Raw genomic sequence first — 7170 nt, forward strand, 5'->3', positions numbered from 1 at the left:
AGTTATCACACAAAAAATAATTCAGCCTTTGGATTCCAGCTGGAGTACGAATTTCAGAAAAGATACAGGGGATGAACGCCGGTGGGTTCTCATTGCTGAACGATCGTTTAAAAGTGTAAAGGACATGAAAACCTATTTTTTTGCTGATCCTGACACAGGAAGAATCTTCTCGCTGGACGTTTCTTTAAAAAGAAAATTCCGCTGGTTTTACACTTACTTTGATTACAGGGAAACCATGCTGAGCATTCAACCCTTTCGACGTATTCCTGTGACCCGGTTTCTTACCATAGACGAACTTGGTCTTCTTTCCCTGCCGGAGAATATGGAAATTGGGTATTCACGCGAAACAGACAGGCTTATTGCCATGAAGAAAGATTCAATCAGGGTTTTGAACCAAAAGGACAGTACCAGAATGTCGGAGCTGCAGAAGGATCTGGAAATGCGCTTCACGCTTTGGGAATACAACAGTGCCTTTGAGGAATTCTATAATGAACTGGAAAGAGAAATAAAAGGAAGGAATGTTGAATGGAAAGTTTTATCTGGTGATAAGGACAGGGTATGGAATCGTATAGAGGAAGAAATTAAACAACATGAAAGCTATAATATATTTAGCGGAAAAGGAGATTCTCTTCGCTATGATTTCACGCTGAACAGCGGAGAAAATTTCATTATGGCTGTGCTTCAGGATCTGGAATCTATTTCCGGGCGACAAGGTTTGATAAAACTCTGGGAGAACCGGCAGATCACGTTTCCTGTTTTTAAGACAAAATGCAGGAATTATACCTTTATGACCTATGACGTCAGGTTTTCTTTAGGAATGCCCGGATTGTTGCTGAATACCAATGCAAACGCGGTAGCTGGAAATGTTTGCACATGGGAAGTTCCCGAAACAGTGCAATGGATAAATTTTGAGATGGTTGCTGAATCGAGATCAGTAAACCGCTGGGCTTTTTATATAACCGGGGTTCTTATTCTCCTGCTTCTCATCCTGTTTTTTGGCAGGATGTTCCGGTAGTTTAGTCCACATTGCGAATGAAAACGTGCGCAATGTACCCTAGGGGCCGCTTCCACTTCGTTTCAGCGGGGAGATATAACCAAGGCCTTCTATAATAGCAAAAAACATTCAGCGGGATAGGAAATCCCGCTGAATAATAATGGATTCTTTAGAAAAGAATTCTATTTGTTCTGGCCTACGTAGAGGAATCTGCGAATACTTCTTTTGGGGGTTTTTTCAAATTCTTCATTGGTACGGATAAACTCAGAGATTCCCATATAGGAAGGCATGGAATGGTTCAGAATACGGCGGTTTTCTTCCATCAGCCGGCTCCATTCCTCGTCAGATATATTGTCTTTTTCCATTGCTTCTTTATCGGGATAAACGAGGGCGACCAGTTTATTATCTTTTTGAATTACAACTGATTCTGCTACATATGGGATGTTATTGATCCGGGATTCGATTTCTTCGGGATAAATATTCTGGCCTGAGGGACCGAGCAACATATTTTTACTGCGGCCTTTGATGAAAATTGTGAGGTCTTTATCAATCAGGCCCAGGTCGCCGGTTTTAAGCCATCCATCGGGGGTAAAGGCAGCCTTAGTGGCTTCTTCGTTTTTATAATAACCCATCATAACATTTTCGCCTTTAACGAGGATTTCACCGGGAATTCGGTACGGGTCTTCCGAGTCAATTTTTACTTCGAGTGTATCAACCAATTTTCCGGCCGAACGAAGTTTAGTGGTATCCCAGGAAGAATAGCTGATCAGAGGACCGCATTCGGTCATACCGTAACCAACGGTGAAACGAAAACCAATCTTCCGGAAGAAATCTTCAGCTTCGGCATTAAAAGCAGCGCCACCGATGACCACTTCATGAAAGTTGCCGCCAAAGACCTGTTCCAGTTTTGTGCGTATCTTTTTAAACAAAAGTTTGTTAACAAGAGGAATATGCAGCAGAATTTTCATTACCGGTTTAGTAATGACCGGCATCAGCTGTTTTTTATAGATTTTTTCAATAACAAGCGGTACCGAGAGGATCAGGCGCGGGCGGATTTCCTGAAAGGCCTGAATAATAATGTTAGGGGAAGGGATTTTAGTGAGGAAAGTAATATGGCAGCCAAGGGTAAAGGGGAACAGGAATTCGAAGGCGCATCCATAAGAATGTGCCAGAGGCAGGAAAGAAACGATTTTATCTCCCGGTTGAAGGGGCATATGGTGCCATGCAAAGTAAATATTGGCCATAAGGCTGTTATGGGGAAGCATAACTCCTTTTGAAAAACCGGTAGTACCGGATGTATAGCTGATAACTGCCAGTTTATCATTGGGAACGGAGGGAAAACGAAGGTTATCCACGTTCTTGTCCCGGCCCAGCATTGCGACCATCCCTTCATCACGCCGGGCAAGAATCTGGTTATATTTTTCCGGTTCAGGCGAATACAAAAGAGTGTCGGCACCCAGCGAAAAAATGGCCTTCAGTGCCGGCATTTCAGATGGCTTAAGATTTTCGAAAATATTTTCTCCGCAGAAAAAGAGGACGGAATCGGAATGATTCACAATATGATGGATATCGGCAGGTTTAAAATCGGCAAGGATGGGAACAATAACGGCACCGTAGGTAACAGTAGCCAGGTAAACGACTGCCCAATCGGTACAATTCTTCCCAATAAGGGAAACTTTTTCTCCCTGCTGAAGGCCGCATTCTTTAAACAGAGCGTGCAAGGAAGCAATTGCCTGGCCGACTTCGGCATAGGTCAGGGTTTTGCCTTTGTAGTCGGATAATGCCTGTTTATCCTTATTGGAAACAATGGCTTTGTTAAGGCTTTCGACAAAATTTACCTGCATCATACTAATTGGGTTTAATAATTCTAAAAAAGCAAGATAAAAAGATTTTGAACAGGATGGGCAAGTTTTGGGGTGAATTTCCCGGTTTGTTCATTGTTATTGACCGATATATCACACCTGAATTTTAATCTGAAATGCATTCGTTTGCTGGAATACAGAAAAAAGCGCGTAAAAGTATGCAATATTTTGGCATCCTTTGTACCTTGGCGGGAAAATTTATAAACCATGAAAACTCTAACACGAAAGTCTTTATTCAGAGCCTTTTTGTTTTTTGGGTTGTTGATCCCCTTCCTTGCATGGGGCCAAAAGTCCGGTCAAACAAAGCTCAATATTCCGTTCGAAAAGTATCAGCTCAGCAATGGGTTAACAGTAGTTCTGCATGTCGACAAATCTGATCCGATGGTTGCTGTAGCTATTCAGTACCATGTGGGTTCAAACCGTGAGGTGAAAGGAAAGACAGGGTTTGCTCATCTTTTTGAACACATCATGTTTCAAAGAAGCGAAAATGTGGGGGAAGATGAATTTTTCAAAAAGATTCAGAATGCCGGTGGTGATCTGAACGGAGGGACAGGAAATGACGGGACGGTATACTATGAAGTTGTGCCGAAAAATGCTCTTGAACTGGTATTATGGCTTGAGTCAGACCGAATGGGGTATTTGCTCAACACGGTTACTCCTTCTTCGTTTGCCAATCAGCAGAATGTTGTGCAAAATGAAAAACGCCAGCGGATGGACAACACACCGTATGGTTTTACCAACTATGTAATTGACAAACATCTTTTTCCTGACGGACATCCATACAGCTGGCAGGTTATCGGGGAGATGGAGGATCTGCAGAATGCCACGATTGAGGATGTCAAGAATTTTTACAGGAAGTACTACATACCCGGCAACGCAACTCTTGTGATTGCAGGAGATATTGATCCGGTTCAGGTGAAAGATCTGGTGGAGAAATATTTCGGGGAGATTCCTGCAGGGAATCCTGTTTCGGATCTGCCAAAAATGGATGTAAGCCTTGATCAGACAAAGCGTCTTTACCATGAAGACAATTTTGCCAATGCACCAAGGCTTACCGTTGTATGGCCAACGATACATGAATATACCAGCGATGCATATGCACTGGATTTTCTGGGGGAACTGCTGTCAGGCAGTAAGAAATCGCCCCTGTACAAGGTAATAATTGAAGAAAAACAGCTGGCACCAAGGGTTATGGCGTACAATAACAGTATGGAGCTGGCCGGCAAATTCACTATCTCGGTTATGGCCAACCCCGGAGTGGATCTGGATGCTGTGGAATCAGCCATCAATGAAGCCTTTGCACGTTTTGAAAGCGAGGGATTTACAGAAAAAGATGTGGAAAGGATAAAAGCCAAGTTAGAAACGCAGTTTTATCAGGGAATCAGTTCTGTACTGATGAAGGCTTTCAACCTGGCCCGGTATAATGAATATGCCGGTGATCCGGGGTATATTGAAAAGGATCTGGCCAGTCTGATGGCCGTCACTTCGGAAGATATCTGGAGGGTTTACAGACAGTATATAAAGGGTAAGAATTATGTTATGGCCAGTTTTGTTCCAAAAGGAAAACCGGAACTGGCAACCGAGGGGTCAGTTGCAGCAGGCATCAAGGAAGAGAATGTGGAACAGGCTATGGAAGCAAAACCAATTTCCTCAGAGCAGGAAGGAGCTATCCAGAAAACTCCCACGCGACTTGACCGTTCAAAAGAACCTCTTCTGGGACCGGAGCCGGTGGTAACTCTCCCCAAAATCTGGAAGGCACAGACCAAAAACGGAATCAGCATTACGGGCATTGAGCAAACTGAGCTTCCGCTTGTTCAATTCAGCCTGATACTCAAAGGTGGCCAGACACTGGATGACCCGGAAAAACCCGGAGTAGCCAATCTGGTAGCTCTTATGATGAAATCAGGTACAAAGGATATGACTGCACAGGAACTGGAAGAAGCCATTGAATTGCTGGGTTCATCCATAAATGTTTATGCGGCACCTGAAGCGATCTTTTTTGAAGTTTCCTGTTTAGACAGGAATTTTGAAAAGACACTTGACCTTTTGGGCAAAATGATTTTTGAACCCCGCTGGGATCCTAAGGAGTTTGAGATTTATAAAAAACGGACAATCAGTACATTAACACAACGGAAAGCCAGTCCGGAGTACCAGGCGCAAATTGCCTACAACCAAATTCTTTTTGGGAAGGATCATATACTGTCGTTTCCGGTGGCTGGTAGCGAAAGTTCAGTAGCTCTCATTACACTGGACGATGTTAAAAAATACTACTCCTCTAATTTCGCTCCGAATGCAGCCAGTTTTCAAATTGCCGGATATCCTGCCAGAAAACGTGTTCTGGCTTCGATGAAAGTTTTTGAGAAAAAATGGCCTGCAGAAAAGGTTGTACTGCCTGCAGTAAAGTCTCCGGCAAGCTCTGAAAAACCGGTCATCTATTTTGTTGATGTGCCCGGAGCCAAACAATCGGTCATACGCATAGGTTGTCTGGGTTTACCAAGAAATCATCCTGATTTTTACCCGGCAACAGTGATGAATTACCGGTTGGGAGGAAATTTTAACAGTGTTCTGAACATGATACTGCGTGAAGAGAAAGGATATACGTATGGGGCCTCTTCCTATTTCAACGGGATGAAGAATTTTGGCCTATTTATAGCAGGGGCCAGCGTGCGTTCCAATACTACGGAAGAATCGTTGCGGATTTTCCATGAGTCGATTCAGAAATATCCGACCGAAACGACCGAAGAAGATCTGGTATTTACAAAAAATGCCCTGCTCAGGTCGAATGCCATGAATTTTGAAACTCTGGGTTCATTGGTTGATATTCTGGACAATATAGCATTGTACAATTTACCCGTTGATTACGTTCAGAAAGAATTGGATGTTTTGCAGAAGATCACGTTGGATGAATATCATGCTTTGGCAAAGAAGTACCTGAATCCAAACCGCATGATTTATATTATTGCAGGTGATGCGGCTACCCAACTGCCAAAAGTTCAGGCAACAGGAATTGGTGAAGTAGTGCAATACGTGTTTTAGCCTGCAGCGGTAAGATGAATTTTTTATTGATGCTGTAAAGTATTCATTTTTTATGGCAGCTGTTCGTTTCCAGGTTAACAGCAAACGGACAGCGATTGCAGGTAATGCTCCGGTTTTTGGCACTGTTCGGTATTTTGTAACCGCAAAATGCACAGGAAAGAAACCGGGGCATTATTTTTGCGTATAAAATGAGGAACAAAATTTTGTGGTTATGAAAAAACTGATGATTGCAGGAATACTGCTTGCTGGAATTTCCTTTTACGGATATGCGCAAAAAACCGAGGCCCGTTCGGCAGAGCCATTTGATAAGATTGATGTATTCGGAAAGGTAGTTGTCGATCTGATTAAGGGGGATAAAGAGAAGGTGATAATTGAGAGTCAGGAGATTGATCCGGGCAAAATTACGACGAAAGTTACCAATAAAACCTTGAAAATCAGTATGGCGGAAGATATTTTTGCCGCGGCCAAGTCGGTCAGAGTTATTGTAACGTATGTTCAGCTGTATGAAATACACAGCAAGGGAGGAGCTGATGTGCGTTCTGAAGTTCCGCTGAAGGCCGACAGGGTTGTTTATGAAGCCTCTACGGGAGGAAACATTTATGTAGATGTGGATGTTAAGAACCTGGAAGCATCGATTGGGCAAGGAAGCCTGATTTATATTTCAGGGAAAGCAGATTCTCAGTTAATTACGGCTAATTCAGGGGGTATATATTCCGGGTATGGTGTTGAATGCAAAGAGACAGAAGTAAAGGTTTCGACCAAAGCCAAAGCCAAGGTATATGCCGGAGAGGTACTGAATGCGCAGGCTGCCACAGGCGGATGGATTGGCTTCCAGGGGAACCCGAAGCAAAAAATTATCAAAACCAGTTTAGGAGGCAAGATAGAAGCTACTGTTGAAGACGAAGAATAAAAAACTTCAGCCTATAGGTTATTTTTGGGGTTTTGAAGTAAAAACTCTGCCATTTTCAAATCAGCAGGAGAGGTAATTTTAATATTTTCAGGATTTCCTTCCACGAGGGAAATAGGAAATCCAGCTTTCTGAACAACGGAAGCGTCGTCGGTAAAAGACGGGTCATAATTCTGCTGGTAGGCCTCGAAGAGTATTTCGGAGCGGAAGACCTGAGGGGTTTGTACAATCACATACTCGCTGCGATTGACAGGGTAATTGCCATCGGGAGCGACCCTTCGCAGAGAATCGGCAGGGGGCAGAACCGGAATAGCTGCGCCTGAATTTCCTGCCGCCTCAAAGGTACGCTTTATGGTTTCGACCGAAACCAA

5 protein-coding genes are annotated in these 7170 nt (G+C 43.4%); 3 read left to right on the forward strand and 2 right to left on the reverse strand.

The features are described 5' to 3' along the window. Positions 1-28: 28 nt before the first annotated feature. On the forward strand, positions 29-1015 hold the full coding sequence (locus GX419_00780; GenBank protein ID NLI23225.1) for a hypothetical protein: 987 nt from the start codon (positions 29-31) through the stop codon (positions 1013-1015). 161 nt (positions 1016-1176) lie between these two features. Here GX419_00780 and GX419_00785 read toward each other — a convergent pair whose 3' ends face one another. Beyond that, positions 1177-2838: a long-chain fatty acid--CoA ligase gene (locus GX419_00785; protein ID NLI23226.1), complete on the reverse strand. Its 1662-nt coding sequence runs from the start codon at positions 2836-2838 to the stop codon at positions 1177-1179. Between the two features lie 225 nt (positions 2839-3063). Here GX419_00785 and GX419_00790 point away from each other — a divergent pair, with 225 nt between their 5' ends. Together GX419_00790 and GX419_00795 are read left to right on the forward strand one after the other, a co-directional pair. Then, entirely contained in the window at positions 3064-5892 is a 2829-nt protein-coding gene (locus tag GX419_00790) for an insulinase family protein (protein NLI23227.1), read from the forward strand. A 211-nt stretch (positions 5893-6103) separates the two neighbouring features. Beyond that, positions 6104-6802, forward strand: a complete 699-nt coding sequence (locus GX419_00795) for a DUF2807 domain-containing protein (GenBank protein NLI23228.1) — start codon at positions 6104-6106, stop codon at positions 6800-6802. A gap of 11 nt (positions 6803-6813) precedes the next feature. Here the strand turns inward: GX419_00795 and GX419_00800 are convergent. After that, positions 6814-7170: 2-C-methyl-D-erythritol 4-phosphate cytidylyltransferase (locus GX419_00800; GenBank protein NLI23229.1), on the reverse strand; the 357-nt coding region annotated here is incomplete at its 5' end.

This window comes from Bacteroidales bacterium, from assembly GCA_012517825.1.
In the GTDB taxonomy this organism is placed as follows: Bacteria; Bacteroidota; Bacteroidia; order Bacteroidales; family JAAYUG01; genus JAAYUG01.